Raw genomic sequence first — 15979 nt, 5'->3', positions numbered from 1 at the left:
CTGGGAGGCTGGCCGTTCGGCCGCAGAACCCCCGGAGAGAAACTGGTGCCGCTGTGCTCGCCGTGCACGACCTCGAGATCCGCGTCGGAGCCCGACTCCTCATGTCGGGAGTGGACTTCCGCGTCGGCCCCGGCGACAAGGTCGGGCTCGTCGGCCGCAACGGGGCGGGCAAGACGACCCTGACGAAGGTGCTCGCCGGCGATCTCATCCCCTCCGACGGCACGGTCACGAAGTCGGGCGAGATCGGCTACCTGCCGCAGGACCCGCGCTCCGGCGACCCCGAGGAGACCGCGCGCACGCGCATCCTCAACGCGCGCGACCTCGGCGACCTGGCCGCGGGCATCCGCGAGTCGTCGGAGCGGATGGCGGATGACGACGCCGCCGTCGCCGAGAAGGCGATGAAGCGCTATGCGCGCCTCATGGAGCGGTTCGAGGCGCTCGGCGGCTACGCCGCCGAGGCGGAGGCCGCGTCGATCGCGCACAACCTGTCGCTTCCCGACCGCATCCTCGATCAGCCCCTCAAGACGCTGTCAGGCGGTCAGCGGCGTCGCATCGAGCTCGCGCGCATCCTGTTCTCCGACGCCGAGACGATGATCCTCGACGAGCCGACGAACCACCTCGACGCCGACAGCGTCATCTGGCTGCGCGAGTTCCTCAAGACCTACAAGGGCGGGCTGATCGTCATCAGCCACGACGTCGAGCTCGTCGGGGAGACCGTCAACCGGGTCTTCTACCTCGACGCGAACCGCCAGGTCATCGACATCTACAACATGGGCTGGAAGCACTACCAGCGCCAGCGGGTCGCCGACGAGGAGCGCCGCAAGAAGGAGCGCGCGAACGCCGAGAAGAAGGCGTCGGTGCTGCAGCAGCAGGCAGCGCGCTTCGGTGCGAAGGCGTCGAAGGCCGCAGCGGCGCACCAGATGGTGGCACGGGCCGAGAAGCTCCTCGCGGGTCTCGAGGAGGTGCGCCAGGAGGACCGGGTCGCCAAGCTGCGCTTCCCGAAGCCCGCGCCGTGCGGCAAGACGCCGCTCATGGCGTCGAGCCTGTCGAAGTCGTACGGCGCACTCGAGATCTTCGCGGGCGTCGACCTCGCCATCGACCGCGGCTCGAAGGTCGTCGTGCTCGGTCTCAACGGCGCCGGCAAGACGACGCTCCTGCGCATCCTCGCGGGCGTCGACAAGAGCGACACGGGTCGCATCGAGCCCGGACACGGCCTGAAGATCGGCTACTACGCGCAGGAGCACGAGAACCTCGACGTCAAGCGGTCGGTGCTCGAGAACATGGTCTCGGCGGCACCGAACCTCAACGAGACCGAGGCGCGCAAGGTGCTCGGGTCGTTCCTGTTCACGGGCGATGACGTGCACAAGCCCGCCGGAGTGCTCTCGGGCGGCGAGAAGACGCGGCTCTCGCTCGCGACGCTCGTCGTGTCGTCTGCGAACGTGCTGCTTCTCGACGAGCCCACGAACAACCTCGACCCTGCGTCGCGCGATGAGATCCTCGGAGCGCTCGCGCACTACGAGGGCGCCGTCGTGCTCGTGTCGCATGACGAGGGCGCGGTCGAGGCGCTGAACCCCGAGCGCGTCCTGCTGCTGCCCGATGGCGTCGAGGACATCTGGAACAAGAGCTACCTCGACCTCATCACCCTCGCGTAGGGCCGGAGTGGGGGTCGCGTAGCGGGCCGTTCAGCGGCCCTCGATGAGGGCGTCCTCCTCGTCGGCGTCGCGATCGCGTCGTCGCGCGCGGCGAGGGGGCGTCGGATCGTCGTCGTCCTCGTCGCCGAGCGCGTCATCACGCCGTGCGCGGACCTCGGTGCGGATCATGTAGCCGATGAAGACGAACCCCATGATCGCGAAGAGGATCCACTGGATCGCGTACGACAGGTGCGGCCCCGGGTCGATCTCGGGCGCCTCGAGCGCGTGCGGGCGCGTCGCGGGCGCCGGATCCTCCGAGACCATGAGCCCGTAGGCGTCGACGATCGTGGCATCGCCCGCGAGCTCCGCGACGGACGGGAGATGGATGGTCGGGAGCTGCCCCTCGGGCGCGCTGCGGCCGGAGGAGGGGAGCGGCTCGCCCGGCTTGAGGCGCACGGTCACCTCGACCTGCCCCTCGGGCGGGGCCGGGACGGCGTCGGGCAGGGCCCCCTCTCCGGGCGGGAGCCAGCCCCGGTCCACGACGAGGATCCGCCCGTCGTCCACGGCGAACGGCACGAGCACCTCGAACGCGCTCGTCCCGCCCTGGGCGCGGTTGCGGACGAGGAGCTGCTCGTCGGCGAGGTACTCGCCCGTGAGGACGACCGGCCGCCACTCGTCGGCCGGGTCGAAGCCCTCGCCGGGCGGGAGGACCTCCTCGAGCGGGGCCGTCGGCGCGTCGTAGTTCCGCTCGATGAGCGCGTTCGCCGCGGACCGCTGCTCGTTGCGGTCGAACTGCCACTGCGACAGGAACGCGCAGGCGACCGCGAAGAGGATGGCGATGAGGACGTACACGCCCCACCGGCCGAGCCGCGAGCGGATCACGAGGGCTCTCCCGTCCCGACGCCCTCGACGACCTCGAGGGGGAAGTCACGGCTCGCGAGGAAGTCCCGCAGGAAGTCGACGTGCGCGTCGCACGCGAGCCAGGTCTTCCGGCGGTCGGCCGCGTGGATCTTCGGATTGCGCCAGAGGATGCTCCACGTCGCGCGCTCGCGGCACCCCGCGCGCGAGCACACGGGCTCGTCGAACCCGCCGCCGAATCCGATCACGCGCGCCCGTCCTCGTCCTCGTCGGCGCGAGCCGCGCCATCCGCTCGGCCGCTCTCGGAGATCCGCAAGACGCCGGGGCTCCCCGGCGCCTCGGAAGGCGTCGAAGCCGCGGGGAGCGCCTGCTGCTCGGGCGCCTGCGCATGCGCGACGCGGCCGGCCTGAGCGGCGTTCGCGATCACGACCGCGATGTAGGGGAGCACGACGGCGCCGATGGCGAAGAGGAACGTGTACCAGCCGTAGGGCACGACGACCACCATGAGGACGAGGCAGAGCGTGCGCACGCCCATCGTCAGGAGGTAGGTGCGCATGCGGTGCGACTCGTCATCGCGGGGAGCGCGATCGAGGGAGGTCGCCGACTGCGGCTGCGGCTTGCGGATCTTCACGGTGCTCTCAGCCTACTTCGCGCCGCCGCGCGCGGGCCGTGAGACGGCGGGAGCGCGGCCCGCATAAGCTGGTCCGGTTCCATCGGCCCAGAACACCGGGAGTCCAGCTGTGACCACTGATCGCGTCGTCCTCGTCACCGGCGGCAACCGCGGCATCGGCCGCGCCATCGCCGAGCGCTTCGTGTCGGAGGGGTACCGGGTCGCCGTCACGGCGCGCAGCGGCGAGGGGCCCGAGGGCGCGCTCACGGTCCGCGCCGACGTGACCGACTCCGCATCGCTCGACGCCGCGTTCACCGAGGTGGAGGAGAAGCTCGGCAACGTCGAGATCCTCGTCGCGAACGCGGGCATCACGAAGGACACGCTCATGCTGCGGATGAGCGAGGAGGACTTCGACGCGGTCGTGGGCACCAACCTCGGCGGGTCGTTCCGGGTCGTCAAGCGCGCGCTCAAGGGGATGATCCGGGCTCGCTTCGGGCGCGTCATCCTCATCTCGAGCGTCGTCGGACTGTACGGCTCCGCCGGCCAGGTGAACTACGCGTCGTCCAAGAGCGCCCTCGTCGGCTTCGCGCGCTCGCTCACGCGCGAGCTCGGCGCCCGCGGGATCACCTCGAACGTCGTCGCCCCGGGGTTCATCGAGACCGACATGACGGCCGAGCTCCCCGAGGAGACGCAGGCCGAGTACCGCAAGGCCATCCCGCTCGGCCGCTACGGAAGCGCCGACGAGGTCGCGGGCGTGACGGCCTGGCTCGCGTCGGACGCCGCGTCGTACATCTCGGGCGCCGTCATCCCGGTCGACGGCGGACTCGGCATGGGGCACTGAGCCCGCTCGTCACGGCAGCAGCGTGATGACCTCGCGCAGGTCGACCGGACCGATGGCGAGGGGCGCCGCCTGACGCACCGCCGGCTTGGCGTTGAAGGCGATGCCGAGCCCGGCGGCCGCGATCATCCGGAGGTCGTTCGCGCCGTCGCCGATCGCGATCGTGCGGCGGAGGGGCACGTCGTGCTCCTCCGCCCAGGCGCGCAGCGACGCCGCCTTCGCGTCGGCGTCGACGATCGCGCCGTCCACCTCGCCCGTGAGCACGCCGTCCTCGGCTCGCAGCCGGTTCGCGCGCCAGACATCGACGCCCAGGTCGGGTGCGACGGTGTCGAGGATCTCGTGGAACCCGCCCGAGACGACCCCGACCATCCCGCCCCGCTCATGCACGGCGGCGACGAGCTCGCGCACTCCCGGTGTCGGCTCGATGCGCGCGAGCACGCGCGCGAAGGATGCGACCGGCACGCCGGCGAGCGCCTTCACGCGCGACCGCAGGCTCTCGGAGAAGTCGACCTCGCCCCGCATCGCGGCCTCGGTGGCTGCCGCGACCTCGGGGCCGCGACCGGCCTCGTCGGCGATCAGCTCGATCACCTCATTGCGGATGAGCGTGGAATCGGCATCGAGGACGACGAGAAAGCGGGTCACGATCAACGAGGGTAGCGGGCGCGCCACGGACGAGCCGACCCGAGCGCCTCGGTAGGCTGGAGGCATGCTCCCCGTGCTCTCGTTCGACGGCGTCGTGGTGCGCCGCAGTGGTCGCAACATCGTCGACGGCATCAGCTGGACCGTCAACGACGACGAACGCTGGGTCGTCCTCGGCCCCAACGGCGCCGGAAAGACCACCCTCCTGCAGATGGCGGACGCGTACCTGCACCCGACCTCCGGCACCGTCGACATCCTCGACGAGCGCCTCGGGCGCACGGATGTCTTCGAGCTGCGTCCGCGCATCGGCTTCGCCTCGAGCGCGCTCGCCAAGCGGATCCCCGCGGAGGAGACCGTGCTGAACACGGTGCTCACGGCGGCGTACTCGGTCACCGGCCGGTGGAACGAGGAGTACGAGGGGATCGACGAGCGCCGCGCCCTGCGCGTGCTCGCCGAGTGGCGACTCGACCACCTCGCCGACCGCGAGTTCGGCACGCTCAGCGACGGGGAGCAGAAGCGCGTGCAGATCGCCCGCGCGATCATGACCGACCCCGAGCTGCTCCTCCTGGATGAGCCCACGGCGAGCCTCGACCTCGGGGCGCGCGAGGTCCTCCTCGAGCTCCTCAGCGGCTACGCGGCCGCTCCCGGGACGCCGGCGATGATCATGGTGACGCACCACGTCGAGGAGATCCCCGTCGGCTTCACGCACGTGCTCCTGCTGCGCGACGGCAAGGCGGTGGCCGCGGGCCCGATCCGCGACACGCTCACGGCCGAGAACCTCACCGCGACGTTCGGTCTCGACATCACGGTCGCCGAGCAGGACGGACGGTACGCCGCTCGCGCCGTGTCCGCGTCCGACGTCTGATAAGCTTGGGCTTTGGTGCTTCTGCGCCCGCAGACTTTCTCATCCGATCGAATCGATCCCGCAAGGACAACCATGAAGACTGACATCCACCCGACGTACCAGCCGGTCGTTTTCCGTGACCTCGGCTCGGGCGAGACCTTCCTCACCCGTTCGACCGCCACGAGCGACAAGACGATCGAGCTCGACGGCGTCGAGTACCCCGTCATCGACGTGGAGATCTCGTCGGCGTCGCACCCGTTCTACACGGGCAAGCAGCGCATCATGGACTCGGCCGGCCGCGTCGAGAAGTTCAACCAGCGCTTCAAGGGCTTCGGCGGCTCCAAGTAAGTCGTCTCGTCCACGAGGAAAGGCCCCGCTTCGGCGGGGCCTTTCCTCGTCTCGGTCACTCGTCGATCTCGATCGTGACGGTGCCGTCGTCGAAGTCGATGACGCCCGGCCCCTTGTCCGGAGAGGGCGCGGGGACGGGCACGATCTGGAGAGCGCGCCACGCCTGATCCGCTTCGTGCGCGCTGGGGCGCCAGACGGCGTCGAACCCGCCGCCGATGGCGGAGACGGGGTACTTGCGACGCAGGCGATCATCGTCCATGGGCTCACCCTAGGCGGTCCGTCGGGCGGCGGCGAGGTCGCGCACCCGCCGGAGTCAGGCGACGAGCGCCCAGACGCCGGCGACCGCGGAGGCGGCCGCGAGCACGAGGGCGGCGCCGATGAGCACGGCGTGCACGGTGTAGAAGGCCGTCCTGCGGCCCTGCTCATCGCGTGCACGGGGGTCCGCTGTCACCCGCTTCCAGAAGCGCGGCCACACCACGACGTTGAAGACGGCGTTGACGAGGAGCAGCACGGCGAGGAGGGCGGTCACCCTGCGAGTCTACGAGCCGGTTTGTAGGCTCGACGCCATGGCCATCCGCATCCGCCCCGTCGCTCCCCAGGATCTCGCCGATGTCGAGCGGATCGAGAACGAGGCGGATCGCCTGCTCGTGGACCTGCTCGCCCCGGAGCGGTGGGATCCGGCGCCGGCCGGGGCGGATCGGGCTGCGCAGCCCGGGTTCCTCCTGGTCGCGGAGGGTGACGCGCTCGTCGGGTTCGCGCATGTGCTCGAGGTGGACGGAGCCGCGCATCTCGAGCAGCTGTCGGTGCGGCCCGCCTTCGGTCGTCAGGGGATCGGGCGTCGCCTCGTCGATGCCGTGAAGGACGAGGCGCGGCGGCGCGGACACGCATCCATGACCCTGCGGACCTTCGCGGAGGTGCCCTGGAACGCGCCGTTCTACGCGAGGTGCGGGTTCATCGAGGAGCAGCCGACGACGGCGTTCGAGCGAGGTCTCGTGGCCGCGGAGCAGCGGCTCGGGCTGGACCAGCTCGGTCGTCGGATCCAGATGCGCGCCGTACTGCATCGGTCATAGATTCGATAGCGAGTTGTCCACAGTTTGGGATTGTTCGGTGGAATGTCCGATGGGGTGGGTAGTGTGGGGGTATGTCGAGGACGATGCCGCGGGAGGATGCGGGGGTGGGTTGGGAGCCCACTCCGGCGGAGGTCGCGGTGACGCGTTCGGCGGTGGAGCGGGCGCGTCGGGCGCGGGCTTTGCGGGCGGAGGCGGATGCGCTGGAGATTCAGGCGCTGGCTGAGGCGGGGGAGGTCGCGCGGGCGCAGCTGGCGAGGTCGGGGGCGGTCTCGTCGCGGTATGACTTCCCGTTCCGGGCGATGGCGGGGGAGTTCGCGGCGGCTCTGGGGGAGTCGAAGGGGCGGATGCAGTCGCGGATCTCGGATGCGATGGTGTTGGTGGGGTCGTTTCCGGAGACGTTCGCGGCGCTGGAGGGTGCCCGGATCACGGGTCGGCACGCGGACGTGATCCGGCAGGTCGGGATGCGGCTGCCGGATGGGCTGCGGGAGGTGTTCGAGGGCGCGGCCGTCGGGTACGCGGAGGGTGCGACGCCGTTCGAGACGCGGGTGTTCGCGGAGGCTCTGGCGGAGAGGCTGGATCCGGGGTCGTTCTCGGATCGGCATCGGTCGGCGATGGCGCGGCGGGGTGTGTGGGTGAAGGTGCTCCCGGATGGGACGCAGGCGCTGGAGATCGTGGGCGAGGCGACCCGGATCCAGGCGATCGCCCGGGCCCTGCGCCAGCACGCGCGGGACCTGGCCCGGCAGGAACGCCGCGCCGCCGAAACCGCCGCCGCCGCGGGCGCCGGGAGCGTTGCGGGCGCGGGTGCGGGTGTGGGTGTGGGTGCGGGCGTCGCCGGTGGGTCGGGGGTGCGGTTCGAGGATTCGGAGCGGGTCGGTGAGGGTGGGGAGGGGCCGCGGACGGCGATGCAGATCGCGTCGGACCTCGCCGTGGAGGTCCTGTCCGCCCTGTGCAGCGACCCCGACGACGCCCCCGCCCCCTGGACCACAGACACGAACTCGGGCGCCACGGATGTCGGCGATGCGGACGCGGGCACGACGGATGTCGGCGGTACGGACGCGGGCGCCACGGGTTCGACGGAGCCCGAAGCGGATGCCGCGGGTGCGACCGCGGACACGGATTCGGCGGCCCCCGATGCGGGTGCCGACGACGCTGACCACGCGCGAGGTCCCGGAGCCTCACCCCCGGACGGATCGCCTCCAGACGTGGATCCTCCGCGTGGGGCGCCGCCGTCGGTGCGGGGCTTGGTGGGGGATGTGGATCGGGTGCTGTCACGGGTGCGGGCGGTGGTGCAGGTCACGGTCGCGGCCACGACGCTGGCGGGGCTCGATGACGAACCGGGGTTCCTGGCCGGGTACGGGCCGATCGACGCGGACACCGCCCGCAAGCTCGCGGGGAACGCGGCCGGGTGGGAGCGGGTGTTCTGCCATCCCGACACCGGGGCGCTGCTCACCGTCGACCGGTACACCCCCACCGCGGCGCAGAAGCGGTACCTCCTCGCCCGCGACGAACGCTGCCGCACCCCCGGGTGCCGCAACCTCGCGATCACTGCCGACCTGGACCACACCATCCCGTACGCCCAGGGCGGTGTCACGGACGTGGGCAACCTCGCCTGCCTGTGCGAGGGATGCCACCAGGACAAGCACCACACGCCCTGGCAGGTCAGGCAGCTCGGCGACGGGGTCTTGGAATGGACCAGTCCCGCCGGATACACGTACACCGAGAAGCCACCCCCGCAGGTCCGCGCGGAAGCCACCCCGGACCAGCTCATCGCCGACGCCCTCGCCCGCCACCACCGCGACCGCGAGCAGGCCGAGCAGCGCCGCCGCGCCCGCCAGCACGAACGCGAACAAGAGCGCGAACAGGAACAGCACCAGCCGGAACGCGAACAGCACCAGCGGGAGGAGGAGCAGCGCCGGCGGGAGCAGGAGGAGCGGGAGAGGGAGCTGCGGCTGCACCTCGAGATCGAACAGGACATCCGGGAATGGTTCCGCCACTACCGGACAACCCCCGAATACCTCGCCCAAGCCCTCCTCGACGCCGATGACATCGCCCACCACGAAGACATCGACCACGGCCCCGGCACGCCCGCGCGCATCGAACCGCAACCGCAGCTCGCCACAGCAGCACCCTGAAACCGGCCCGCCAGCCGCCCGCCGGTGCGGATGCGGACGTATGGCGGCGGGATGGCGCCAAGATGAACACGTCGACGACAACACGCCAGGCGCGATGTCTTCGACGGCCGTGTCGAGTCGGATGCTTTGGGGTTCCTCGTTTCGTCCGTAGGTTGCTGCGAGCTCACGACTTCGACCTATGGACGAGGCACCTGACCCGCGTCGCGCAGGGCTTATATGCGGTAGCCCGAAAGCCAGGGCATGAGTACCTACGCTTTTCCTGCCACCGTCAGCAAGCTGGAAGGATGCCAGAGCCGCACTCCGACGCGTCGTTGAAGGTGGGGCGCCGCATCGCCCAGCTGCGACACGCGGCGACCCTGAGCGCGAAGAAGCTGGCGGAGTGCGCAGACCTCGATCTCACTCATCTGCAGCGGATCGAGAAGGGCGCGGGCAACCCGACGCTCTACACCCTGCTCCAGATCGCCGTCGCGCTCGAGGTGGAGGTCGGAGAGCTCCTCGTCGACCTCGACGCGGAAGACCTTCCTCAGGGCCGGCGGCCCTACGGATACTCGCGCCGTGACGAGTTCCGGCGTCAGCCCCGAACCTGGGGCTGACCGGCCGCACGCGTCAGAGACAGAACCGCCAGAGGTACTCATCGTCTTCGCCGGGCCGGAACCAGGCGAGCGTCACGAGCGTCGACGCGAGGGCGCGCTCGCACAGGCAGAGCTCGCAGATCTCCTCCGGCAGCACGAGTCCCCAGTGCTCGCTGGATGGCGGCGTCACATCGTCGTGCACGAACGCCCGCACGAAGTCGGCCGGCTCGCGCGATGCATTGAGCACGCGCGGATGGGCGGGGTCCGCTCGGTCTACGCGCCAGGGCACGCGATACGGGGGATCGAACCGTCGTGAGGGGAGCGGCGTGAGCATGCCGTGACGCTACGAGCGGCCTCGGACGAGCATGCGCGAGGGACGGCGGCCTGTCCACAGCCGGAGGCGGCCACGCCGTCGTATCGACGGCTGTGCGCGCGGCGTCGGCTACGGACGCTCGTCTCTCACGTCGCGCTCGTCGCTCGTGTCGACGTCCGCGGCCGGAGTGCCCGCGACATCCGCATCGTCTCGCCGTCCGCGCGGCAGGGCGCGTCCGACCGTATCGCGCCCGAGTCGCGCGACGCCGCGGCCGACGGCTCCGACGCCCGAGCCCATCGAGCCCGCCGCCGCGCGCAGCGAAGCGCCTGCCGTCTGGATCCCTCGCAGGGCGACGCTCTCGAGCCGCTCCGCTCCCGGCTTGGGGGCGAGCCACTCCGGAAGCCGCTCCGGTGCCGGGCCGAACGCCTTGCGCGACGCGACGACGACGCGACGACCGAGGAGGTGGTTGCCGACACCGCCCACCGCCGCGCCGACGCCGAACGGCAGGGCCTTGCCGACGACACTCGCGCCCCCGCGCACCGCGAACTGGTGGATGAACGCGGTCTTGAGACGGTCGACGATCGGCGCGAGAGCGGCGCGGGGGAGCGTCTTCGTGATGAGGTCGCCCCAGTGCGCCGACAGCGACGTGCCCTTGCCGACGACCTGCGCGGCGAGGTGCCGCACGAGATCGACGCCCTCCTCGCCCATCATCAGGGTGAGCACGAGCGCGCGGGCGCGATTCGGATCCTCGACGGCGAATCCGTGCAACTCGGCGAGTGACTGGGCATAGAGGGCCGTCGCCTCGACGAACCCGACCGTCTCGACGCCCGACAGGGCGAGCGTGACGCCGGTGCCGACACCCGGGACCACGGCGGCGGCCCCGACGGCCGCCCCGCCGGACGTGACGCCCAGGAGATAGCGGCGCTCGAGCATCCGCACGATCTGGTCCGGAGTCGCCTCCGGATGCCGCAGCCGGATGGAGCGCAGGTGCGCGAGCACGAGGGGACGCTGCACGCCGAGCACCCGATCGAGCGCGCGGATCGCGAACGGATGCTCCTCCGAGCCGACGGGCGGAAGCCCGCCGCTCCAGGGCGCGTCGTCCGGAAGCGAGTGGATGCGGTGAACCTTGTCGGCCATCACGCCGATGCTACCCGGCCGCCCCCTGGCGACGGTCAGAGGAGTGCCGCGTTGGCCCGCTCGAGGTCCTCGGCGAAGTCCACCTCGACGGCGTACAGGTCGGACACGTCCATCGGGAGGAGGCGCAGCCCGTCCTCGGCGATCGCGAGCTCGAGGCCGCGCTCGAAGTAGTCCTGGTCGTCGACGCGCGACAGCTGGCGCATGAAGGCGCGCTTGTCCCGCTGCGAGATGTAGTTGATGCCCACGGCCTCGCCGATGCCGCCGACGACGGTCTTCGAGAGCTCGTCGATCCAGCCCTCGGGCGTGACCGTGTACTTGACCTCCTCGTCGCTCACCTTGGCGGTGTTGACGGTCACGAAGGACTGGTCGGCCTGGATGTTGCCGATCGCGCGGTCGAGGATGCGCGGGTCGAACACGACATCGCCGTTCATCCAGAGCACGCCGCCGCGGCCGGTCGCCGAGAGGGCACGGAGGAGGCTCTTCGAGGTGTTGGTCTGGTCGTACCGCTCGTTGTAGACGTAGTTCGCGTCGGGGAAGCGCTCGACGATGTCCTCCGCGCGGTAGCCGACCACGGTCGTGATGCGGGCGTCGTCGCCGAAGGCCGCGCGGATGTTCTCGTGCTGCTGCTGCATGATCGAGCGTCCGTCGCTGAGAACCGTGAGGGACTTGGGCAGGACGCGGCCGAGGCGCGATCCCATGCCTGCGGCGAGGATGACGGTCTGGATGGTCATGCGTGACTCCCCTTGATCGGTTCAGTCCGGGTTCATCGAAGATTCACGACGAACTGGCTCTTTCAGGGTAGCGAAGAGACTGTGGATGAGCGACAATGCGGTCCCCATCGGCGGCACTTTGCCAGGACTCCTCCGGGAGGTCGTGACCGGATCGTGATGACCGGGGGCTCCCGATGCGACTTGATACCGTGGGGCGGTGACCGAGGCAGAGATCCGCGAAACCGAGCCGGGGAGCCCTGCGCTGACGCTCCAGGGCGTGTCCAAGTCGTACGGCGGAACGCATGCCGTCGCCGGCATCGACCTCGAGGTCCCCGCAGGCATGTACTACGGCCTCCTGGGGCCGAACGGCGCGGGGAAGACGACGACGCTGTCGATGATCTCCGGCCTGCTGCGCCCCGACCGCGGCGAGATCCGGGTGTGCGGCGTCGATCTGCGCACGCACCCGCGCGACGCGAAGAAGCGGATGGGCGTGCTCCCCGACCGTCTGCGGACGTTCGATCGGCTCACGGGCCGGCAGCTGCTGTACTACACGGGCATGCTCCGGGGAATGAAGCCCGGGGTGGTCGCGGACCGCACGGCCGACCTCGCGGGCGCGCTCGACCTCGGCGACGCGCTCGGCCGCGTGGTCTCCGACTACTCGGCCGGCATGACGAAGAAGGTGATGCTCGCGGCCGCGATGATCCACTCGCCGCAGCTCCTCGTGCTCGACGAGCCCTTCGAGGCCGTCGACCCGGCGTCTGCGGCGAAGGTGCTCGAGATCCTCGACGCGTACGTCGCGAGCGGGGGCACCGTGCTCCTCTCGAGTCACGGCATGGATCTCATCGAGAAGGTGTGCACGCGCGTGGCGGTGCTCGTCGCCGGACAGGTGCTCGAGGAGGGCACGGTCGACGAGGTCAAGGGCGACCTCACCCTCGAGCAGCGCTTCGTCGAGCTCGCCGGCGGACTCGGCGAGGTGGAGGGGCTCGAGTGGCTGCACACGTTCTCCGACTGAGGGCCGCGCTTCTCGTCGGCGCATTCCGCGAGCCGGGGCGCACGATCCCTCGGGCGGTCGGCTTCCTCGCGCTCGTCATCGGCACCGCCGTCACGGCCTCGCGCGCGCTCGCGCTGCCGTCGCTTCCCGACGGCTTCGCGGCGACCGCGCTCGTGCTCTCGGCGGCAGGGCTCGTGCTCTCCTTCGCGATCGCTCCCGCGCTGACGGCGACCGTCGACCCGCTGGATCCGCGCCGGTTCCGCACGCTGGGCGCTGCGCCCGACCCGCTGGCGGCCGTCCTGCTCCTCGCGTCGCTCGTGAGCGTGCCGACGTGGCTGCTGCTCGTCTACGAGGTCGTCGCGACGATCGTCTGGACGCAGCTCGGCGCATCCGCCGGCAGCGCGATCGCGGGCGCAGTCCTCCATCTTCTTGCGTGCGTGCTCGTGGCGCGCGTCGTGATGGCGCTGCGTGCCGCTCTCGGCGGACAGGGACGGCCGGCCGACGCCGCGGGCGTGTTCGTCGTGGCACTCGTTGTCGCGAGCGTGCCGGCGACCATCGCCTCCGCCGCGGTCTGGTCGCCCGGCGCCGCACGGGCCCTCGGCCGCGTCGCGGGGCTCATCGCGGCGCTCGTGCCGGGGACGGCGCTGCCTGCCGGCGAGGCCTCGGGCAGCGGGTCGGTCGGCCTGGCCGTCGCGATCGGGATCGTCGTCGTCGCCGCGCTCGCGGTCGCGTGGGTCGCGCTCGTCCGCCGCCTCCTCACGACGATCGAGCATCCCGTGGTGGCCCGCGGAGGTGCGGGACTCGGATGGTTCGCGCTGCTTCCTCGGACGGCGACCGGAGCGATCGCGGCGCGCAGCCTCGTGTACGGTCTGCGCGACAGCCGCTACCTCGCGAATCTTCTCGTCATCCCGGTCGCCGGCATCCTGCCGGTCATCCCGCTGCTCGTCGCGGGCGTCCCGATCGAGGTCGCCGCGCTCGTCCCGGTGCCGCTCATGGCTCTCTTCTACGGCTGGCTGCCGCACAACGACCTCGCGTACGACGCCTCCGCGGTGTGGCTCCACATCGCGAGCGGCGTGCGCGGCGTCGCCGACCGGGCCGGCCGGCTCGCGCCGGTCGTGCTCATCTCGGTGCCCGTCCTCGCGGTCGCGACCGCCCTCTCCATCCTCGTGAGCGGACGCGGCGACGCCCTGATGCCGGTCGTCGGGGTCACCGCAGCGCTCCTTCTGTCGGGCTTCGGGCTCTCGAGCATCGCGTCGGTCGTCGCGCCGTACGCCGTGGCGCGGCCCGGCGACGGTCCGTTCCAGCAGCCGCAGCGCACCGACTCGACGGGCGCCTGGTCGCAGGCCCTCGTGCTGCTGGGCGCGCTCGCCGCGAGCGCGCCGACCGTCTGGCTCGCGTGGCTCGCGATCGCGGACCGCCAGGTCGAGTCGGTCGCCGTGCTCTGGACGGGACTCGGCTCCGGGGCCGCCGTCCTCCTCATCGGCATCGGGATCGGCGCCGCCGTGTTCGACGTGCGCGGCACCCGCATCATGGAGTTCGCGGGCGCCACCTGACGCCGGAGCCCGCCACGGGCATCCGCCGCGCGATTAGACTGCAGGTCATGAGCACCCCGCTTGACAGTCCCGACCAGGGCGGCACGGCACTCCTCGACCGCGAGCTCGAGGAGCTCCTCCGCGAGGAGACCATCGAGCCCGGAGACCACGAGCGCTTCTCGCACTACGTCAAGAAGGACAAGATCCTCGAGTCGGCGATCACCGGCAAGCCGGTGCGCGCGCTGTGCGGGAAGAAGTGGACTCCCGGGCGCGACCCCGAGAAGTTCCCCGTGTGCCCCACGTGCAAGGAGATCTACGAGTCCATGCAGAAGTGAGACGAGCCGCCGGCGCAGAGGCCGGCGGCTCTTCTCGTCTCAGCGGTCGCCGGCGTCGGCGAACACCGTGGGGATGGCGGGATCGGACTTGCTGAGCGCGAGGGCGCGCACGGGCAGCTCCTCCCGGACGGCGAGGTGATGCGCGCGCGCCGCCTGGACGCCCTCGGGGCCCTCGTGTGCCGCGTCGAACGCGCCGTGATCGACGAGCGTGACCTGGAGCATGCGCCCGCCCTCGATGTCGGCCGCCGTCGGCAGCTCCTCGAACCCGTCGGCGATCTCGACGTACTCGTCGCGCGCCACGCCGTCCTCGAGGCGGCGGAACGCCCGCTTCCGACCGCCCTGGGAGCCCTTGCCCTCCGCCTTCTTCGCGACCGCGACCCATCCGCCCGACGCGTCCTGACGCGCGACGAGCTTGTAGACCATCCCCGCGGTCGGATAGCCCGACCCCGTGACGACCGAGGTGCCCACGCCGTACGCGTCGACGGGCGATGCGGCGAGAGCGGCGATGGCGTACTCGTCGAGATCGCTCGTGACGGTGATCCGCGTCTCGGTGGCGCCGAGTGCGTCGAGCTGGGCGCGCACCTCGGCTGCGACGATCGGGAGGTCGCCCGAGTCGATCCGCACGCCGCCGAGCCCGGTGCCGGCGACCGCGACCGCGCGCTCCACGCCGCGGCGGATGTCGTAGGTGTCGACGAGCAGGGTCGTGCCGCTGCCGAGGGCCGCGATCTGCGAGCGGAAGGCGTCCTCCTCGGTGTCGTGGAGGAGCGTCCACGAGTGCGCGGCGGTGCCCATCGTCGGGATGCCCCACTGGCGGCCGGCCTCGAGATTGCTCGTCGCGCCGAAGCCGGCGATGTAGGCCGCGCGCGCGGCAGCGACCGCCGACTGCTCGGCCGCCCGGCGCGAGCCCATCTCGGCGAGGGGCCGGTCGCCGGCGGCGATGCTCATCCGCGCAGCGGCCGTCGCGACGGCCGCGTCGTGATTCATCACGCTCAGAGCGAGCGTCTCGAGGATGACGGCGTCGGCGAACGAGCCCTCGATCGTGAGGATGGGGGAGCCGGGGAAGTAGAGCTCGCCCTCGCGGTAGCCCGTGACGGTCCCGCCGAAGCGGTAGCTCTCGAGGTACCGCACGGTCTCCGCGCTCACGACGTGCTCGTCCCGCAGGAAGCGCAGCTCGTCCTCGCCGAAGCGGAACTCGCGCAGGAGGGAGAGGAGGCGCCCCGTGCCCGCCACGACGCCGAAGCGGCGCCCGCCGGAGAGGCGCCGGGCGAAGAGCTCGAAGACGCAGTGCCGGTCGGCGGTGCCGTCGCGCAGCGCGGCGTCGAGCATGGTCAGTTCGTAGCGGTCCGTCAACAGGGCCGTGGAGGCGCTCATGGCGGTCAGCCTACCGGCGTGCGCGAGCTGCTCCGGCCCGGCGGGTAC

20 protein-coding genes are annotated in these 15979 nt (G+C 71.5%); 10 read left to right on the top strand and 10 right to left on the bottom strand.

Features of this window, described 5'->3' with window-relative positions; all coding sequences use genetic code 11:
• The first annotated feature begins 53 nt into the window (after positions 1-53).
• Positions 54-1652, top strand: coding sequence for an ABC-F family ATP-binding cassette domain-containing protein (locus GC092_RS09500; RefSeq protein WP_282979842.1), 1599 nt, complete (start codon positions 54-56; stop codon positions 1650-1652).
• Between the two features lie 30 nt (positions 1653-1682).
• On the opposite strand, the gene GC092_RS09495 is transcribed toward GC092_RS09500, so the two are convergent.
• Genes GC092_RS09495 through GC092_RS09485 form a run of 3 tightly spaced genes read right to left on the bottom strand, consistent with a single transcriptional unit; the run spans position 1683 to position 3120 of the window.
• Positions 1683-2510 carry an SURF1 family cytochrome oxidase biogenesis protein gene (locus GC092_RS09495; RefSeq protein ID WP_324014887.1) on the bottom strand — a complete coding sequence of 276 codons (828 nt, stop codon included), beginning with the start codon at positions 2508-2510 and terminating at the stop codon, positions 1683-1685.
• A complete protein-coding gene (locus tag GC092_RS09490) occupies positions 2510-2737 on the bottom strand; it encodes a hypothetical protein (RefSeq protein ID WP_271174069.1) in 228 nt (75 codons plus the stop codon). Before GC092_RS09490 ends, GC092_RS09495 begins: the two co-directional genes overlap by 1 nt.
• A complete protein-coding gene (locus tag GC092_RS09485) occupies positions 2734-3120 on the bottom strand; it encodes a DUF3099 domain-containing protein (protein WP_324011587.1) in 387 nt (128 codons plus the stop codon). The genes GC092_RS09490 and GC092_RS09485 overlap by 4 nt, the downstream gene beginning before the upstream one ends.
• 109 nt (positions 3121-3229) lie before the next feature.
• On the opposite strand from GC092_RS09485, the gene fabG reads away from it, so the two are divergent.
• On the top strand, positions 3230-3940 hold the full coding sequence (gene fabG, locus GC092_RS09480; RefSeq protein ID WP_271174071.1) for a 3-oxoacyl-ACP reductase FabG: 711 nt from the start codon (positions 3230-3232) through the stop codon (positions 3938-3940).
• 9 nt (positions 3941-3949) lie between these two features.
• Here fabG and serB read toward each other — a convergent pair whose 3' ends face one another.
• Positions 3950-4585: a phosphoserine phosphatase SerB gene (gene serB / locus GC092_RS09475; RefSeq protein ID WP_324011586.1), complete on the bottom strand. Its 636-nt coding sequence runs from the start codon at positions 4583-4585 to the stop codon at positions 3950-3952.
• A gap of 58 nt (positions 4586-4643) precedes the next feature.
• Here serB and GC092_RS09470 point away from each other — a divergent pair, with 58 nt between their 5' ends.
• Both GC092_RS09470 and GC092_RS09465 read left to right on the top strand, forming a co-directional pair.
• Positions 4644-5441: an ABC transporter ATP-binding protein gene (locus GC092_RS09470; protein ID WP_282979847.1), complete on the top strand. Its 798-nt coding sequence runs from the start codon at positions 4644-4646 to the stop codon at positions 5439-5441.
• A gap of 72 nt (positions 5442-5513) precedes the next feature.
• Complete coding sequence (locus GC092_RS09465; protein ID WP_271174074.1) at positions 5514-5768, top strand: type B 50S ribosomal protein L31; 255 nt, start codon at positions 5514-5516, stop codon at positions 5766-5768.
• A gap of 55 nt (positions 5769-5823) precedes the next feature.
• Here the strand turns inward: GC092_RS09465 and GC092_RS09460 are convergent, their stop codons facing one another.
• Together GC092_RS09460 and GC092_RS09455 are read right to left on the bottom strand one after the other, a co-directional pair.
• Positions 5824-6027, bottom strand: coding sequence for a hypothetical protein (locus tag GC092_RS09460; protein ID WP_271174075.1), 204 nt, complete (start codon positions 6025-6027; stop codon positions 5824-5826).
• 54 nt (positions 6028-6081) lie between these two features.
• On the bottom strand, positions 6082-6297 hold the full coding sequence (locus GC092_RS09455) for an SCO4848 family membrane protein (protein WP_324011582.1): 216 nt from the start codon (positions 6295-6297) through the stop codon (positions 6082-6084).
• A 37-nt stretch (positions 6298-6334) separates the two neighbouring features.
• On the opposite strand from GC092_RS09455, the gene GC092_RS09450 reads away from it, so the two are divergent.
• From GC092_RS09450 to GC092_RS09440, 3 genes are all read left to right on the top strand, one after another.
• Positions 6335-6838 carry a GNAT family N-acetyltransferase gene (locus tag GC092_RS09450; RefSeq protein WP_324011580.1) on the top strand — a complete coding sequence of 168 codons (504 nt, stop codon included), beginning with the start codon at positions 6335-6337 and terminating at the stop codon, positions 6836-6838.
• 71 nt (positions 6839-6909) lie between these two features.
• Positions 6910-8970, top strand: a complete 2061-nt coding sequence (locus tag GC092_RS09445) for an HNH endonuclease signature motif containing protein (RefSeq protein ID WP_324011578.1) — start codon at positions 6910-6912, stop codon at positions 8968-8970.
• A gap of 284 nt (positions 8971-9254) precedes the next feature.
• Positions 9255-9563: a helix-turn-helix domain-containing protein gene (locus GC092_RS09440; RefSeq protein ID WP_271171613.1), complete on the top strand. Its 309-nt coding sequence runs from the start codon at positions 9255-9257 to the stop codon at positions 9561-9563.
• Positions 9564-9576: 13 nt separating this feature from the next.
• Here the strand turns inward: GC092_RS09440 and GC092_RS09435 are convergent, their stop codons facing one another.
• From GC092_RS09435 to GC092_RS09425, 3 genes are all read right to left on the bottom strand, one after another.
• A complete protein-coding gene (locus GC092_RS09435; protein WP_324011576.1) occupies positions 9577-9876 on the bottom strand; it encodes a hypothetical protein in 300 nt (99 codons plus the stop codon).
• A 108-nt stretch (positions 9877-9984) separates the two neighbouring features.
• A complete protein-coding gene (locus tag GC092_RS09430; protein ID WP_324011574.1) occupies positions 9985-10992 on the bottom strand; it encodes a hypothetical protein in 1008 nt (335 codons plus the stop codon).
• A 35-nt stretch (positions 10993-11027) separates the two neighbouring features.
• Positions 11028-11723, bottom strand: a complete 696-nt coding sequence (locus tag GC092_RS09425) for a phosphocholine cytidylyltransferase family protein (RefSeq protein WP_324011572.1) — start codon at positions 11721-11723, stop codon at positions 11028-11030.
• Between the two features lie 196 nt (positions 11724-11919).
• Here GC092_RS09425 and GC092_RS09420 point away from each other — a divergent pair, with 196 nt between their 5' ends.
• Genes GC092_RS09420 through GC092_RS09410 form a run of 3 tightly spaced genes read left to right on the top strand, consistent with a single transcriptional unit; the run spans position 11920 to position 14560 of the window.
• Positions 11920-12714: an ABC transporter ATP-binding protein gene (locus GC092_RS09420; RefSeq protein ID WP_271171617.1), complete on the top strand. Its 795-nt coding sequence runs from the start codon at positions 11920-11922 to the stop codon at positions 12712-12714.
• The gene (locus GC092_RS09415) at positions 12690-14246 is read left to right on the top strand and encodes a hypothetical protein (protein ID WP_324011570.1); all 1557 of its coding nucleotides are present in this window, start codon (positions 12690-12692) and stop codon (positions 14244-14246) included. The genes GC092_RS09420 and GC092_RS09415 overlap by 25 nt, the downstream gene beginning before the upstream one ends.
• Positions 14247-14293: 47 nt before the next feature.
• The gene (locus tag GC092_RS09410; protein WP_271171619.1) at positions 14294-14560 is read left to right on the top strand and encodes a DUF3039 domain-containing protein; all 267 of its coding nucleotides are present in this window, start codon (positions 14294-14296) and stop codon (positions 14558-14560) included.
• A 39-nt stretch (positions 14561-14599) separates the two neighbouring features.
• Here the strand turns inward: GC092_RS09410 and GC092_RS09405 are convergent, their stop codons facing one another.
• Positions 14600-15931, bottom strand: coding sequence for a nicotinate phosphoribosyltransferase (locus GC092_RS09405; RefSeq protein ID WP_324011566.1), 1332 nt, complete (start codon positions 15929-15931; stop codon positions 14600-14602).
• Positions 15932-15979 lie beyond the last annotated feature (48 nt).

The organism is Microbacterium sp. JZ37 (assembly GCF_035188445.1).
GTDB lineage: Bacteria > Actinomycetota > Actinomycetes > Actinomycetales > Microbacteriaceae > Microbacterium > Microbacterium barkeri.
This window is presented reverse-complemented; position numbering and strand designations above follow the sequence as displayed.

Bases quoted from the DNA above. Each gene is read 5' to 3' on its own strand.
- GC092_RS09405 (WP_324011566.1), bottom strand. From the start codon at position 15,931: ATGAGCGCCTCCACGGCCCTGTTGACGGACCGCTACGAACTGACCATG.
- GC092_RS09410 (WP_271171619.1), top strand. From the start codon at position 14,294: ATGAGCACCCCGCTTGACAGTCCCGACCAGGGCGGCACGGCACTCCTC.
- GC092_RS09470 (WP_282979847.1), top strand. From the start codon at position 4,644: ATGCTCCCCGTGCTCTCGTTCGACGGCGTCGTGGTGCGCCGCAGTGGT.
- GC092_RS09460 (WP_271174075.1), bottom strand. From the start codon at position 6,027: ATGGACGATGATCGCCTGCGTCGCAAGTACCCCGTCTCCGCCATCGGC.
- GC092_RS09425 (WP_324011572.1), bottom strand. From the start codon at position 11,723: ATGACCATCCAGACCGTCATCCTCGCCGCAGGCATGGGATCGCGCCTC.
- GC092_RS09445 (WP_324011578.1), top strand. From the start codon at position 6,910: ATGTCGAGGACGATGCCGCGGGAGGATGCGGGGGTGGGTTGGGAGCCC.
- GC092_RS09435 (WP_324011576.1), bottom strand. From the start codon at position 9,876: ATGCTCACGCCGCTCCCCTCACGACGGTTCGATCCCCCGTATCGCGTG.
- GC092_RS09450 (WP_324011580.1), top strand. From the start codon at position 6,335: ATGGCCATCCGCATCCGCCCCGTCGCTCCCCAGGATCTCGCCGATGTC.
- GC092_RS09430 (WP_324011574.1), bottom strand. From the start codon at position 10,992: ATGGCCGACAAGGTTCACCGCATCCACTCGCTTCCGGACGACGCGCCC.
- GC092_RS09440 (WP_271171613.1), top strand. From the start codon at position 9,255: ATGCCAGAGCCGCACTCCGACGCGTCGTTGAAGGTGGGGCGCCGCATC.
- GC092_RS09465 (WP_271174074.1), top strand. From the start codon at position 5,514: ATGAAGACTGACATCCACCCGACGTACCAGCCGGTCGTTTTCCGTGAC.